At 76.7% G+C, this 1,821-nt stretch carries 1 pseudogene; it reads left to right on the forward strand.

The window, feature by feature from the left end:
- A pseudogene (locus GWI24_RS43925) lies at positions 1 to 1,821 on the forward strand (hypothetical protein); the annotation flags it as partial.

A 1,821-nucleotide genomic window follows, 5' to 3' on the forward strand; every position in this document is an offset into this window, starting at 1 on the left:
CCGCCTCTACTCCATCGGGCCGGCCGGTGCGCGGTACGCCGACACCGTGCTGGACCTGCGCGGAGTCGGCGAGCCGGTGCCCAGCCCCGCGCCCACCCAGGCGGAGTTCTTCGAGGAGGAGCCGGTCGGCCCGCCGCGTCGCCCCGCGCCCGCCGGGGTGCTCTTCCTGGAGAACGGCGGCGGCAAGTCCGTCCTGCTCAAGCTGATCTTCTCGGTGATGCTGCCCGGCCATCGCAACACCCTGGGCGGCGCCAGCTCCGGTGTGCTGCGCAAGTTCCTGCTCGCCGACGACTGCGGGCATGTCGCGCTGGAGTGGCAGCACACCGTCACCGGTGAGACCGTCGTCGTCGGCAAGGTCAGCGAATGGCGCGGCCGTCAGGTCTCCAACGACCCGCGGAAGTTCGCCGAGGCGTGGTACTCCTTCCGGCCCGGCCCCGGGATGAGCCTGGACTCCCTGCCGGTCGCCGAGTCCGCGGCGGTGCGGCCCGCCGCCGAGGGCGCCTCCACCGCGCGCGGCCGCCGCCGCACCATGAAGGGCTTCCGTGACGCCCTTACGGAGGCCGCCAAGGCGTACCCGCATCTGGACGTGGTCTGGGTGGAGATCCACGAGCGCTGGAACGAACACCTCGGCGAGCTCGGCCTCGACCCCGAACTCTTCCGCTACCAGCGGGAGATGAACGCCGACGAGGGCGAGGCCGCCGGGCTCTTCGCGGTCAAGAACGACTCCGACTTCACCGACCTCCTGCTGCGCGCCGTCACCGACACCCGCGACACCGACGGGCTCGCCGACCTCGTCCATGGCTTCGCCCACAAGCTGGGCCGCCGCGCCGAGCTGACCGCCGAGCGTGACTTCACCGCCGGTTCGCTCGATCTGCTCCAGCGCATCGCGGACGCCGCGGAACGGCGTGAGCAGGCGCGCGGTGTGCACGCGGGCGCCGAGCGCCGCACCCGTACGCTCGCCCGGCGGCTGTCCGCGCGCGGCACGGAGGAGCGGGCGCGTGCCGCCGAGCTCGCCGAGCGGGTCGCCTCCGCCGCCGAGGCCGTCACCGACGCCGAGGGGGCGCGCGGCCGCAGCGACCTCATCGCCGCCGAACTCGCCTACCGGCACGCCTCCTTGGCACTCGCCGCCGCCGAGAAGGGCGCCGCCGCGCAGCGCCGCGAGCTCAACGACGCCCGCACCCTGCACTCCGCCTGGCAGGCCGCCGAGACCGTGCTGCGCCACCGCGCCGCCGCCGACCGCTCCGCGCGCGTGGCCGCCGCCATCCGCGAGGCCGAGCGGGACGCGGCCCCCGCGCTCGCCGCCCGCGCCAAGGCCGCCGCCGACCTCGTCCGCGCCCTGCACGCGGCCGCGGAGGACGGCGAGCGGGTCGCCAACGAGGAGGAGGAGCGCTCCGCCGGTCTCCAGGAAGCGGGCGAGGCCGCCCACCGCGACGCCACCTCCGCCGCCACCGCGGCCCAGCGCGCCCGCAGCGACGCCGAGCATCTGCGCCAGCGGCTCGCCGAGGTCGAGCAGGAGACCGCAGAGGCCGTCCGCGCCGGATGGCTCGACGACTCCGCCCCCGACGCCGACCCGGCCCGCGCCGCGCTCGCCGCGAGCGACGCCGAGAAGACCACGGTCGCCGCCTTCGACGAGGCCCGCGAGACCGCCCGGCGCACCGCCGACCACGCGAAGTCGGCCGCCGCCGGGGAGGCCCGCGCCGAACTGGCCGCGGCGCGAGCGGTGGACGCGGCCCGGGGCGCGGAATCCGCGTACGACGCGGAACGGCGCGCCGCGGAGGCGCTGGGCGCGGAGCAGCGCCTGGTCGAACTGCTGGGCCTGCC

This window comes from Streptomyces sp. MK37H (genome assembly GCF_018035285.1).
GTDB classification, from domain to species: Bacteria; Actinomycetota; Actinomycetes; order Streptomycetales; family Streptomycetaceae; genus Streptomyces; species Streptomyces endocoffeicus.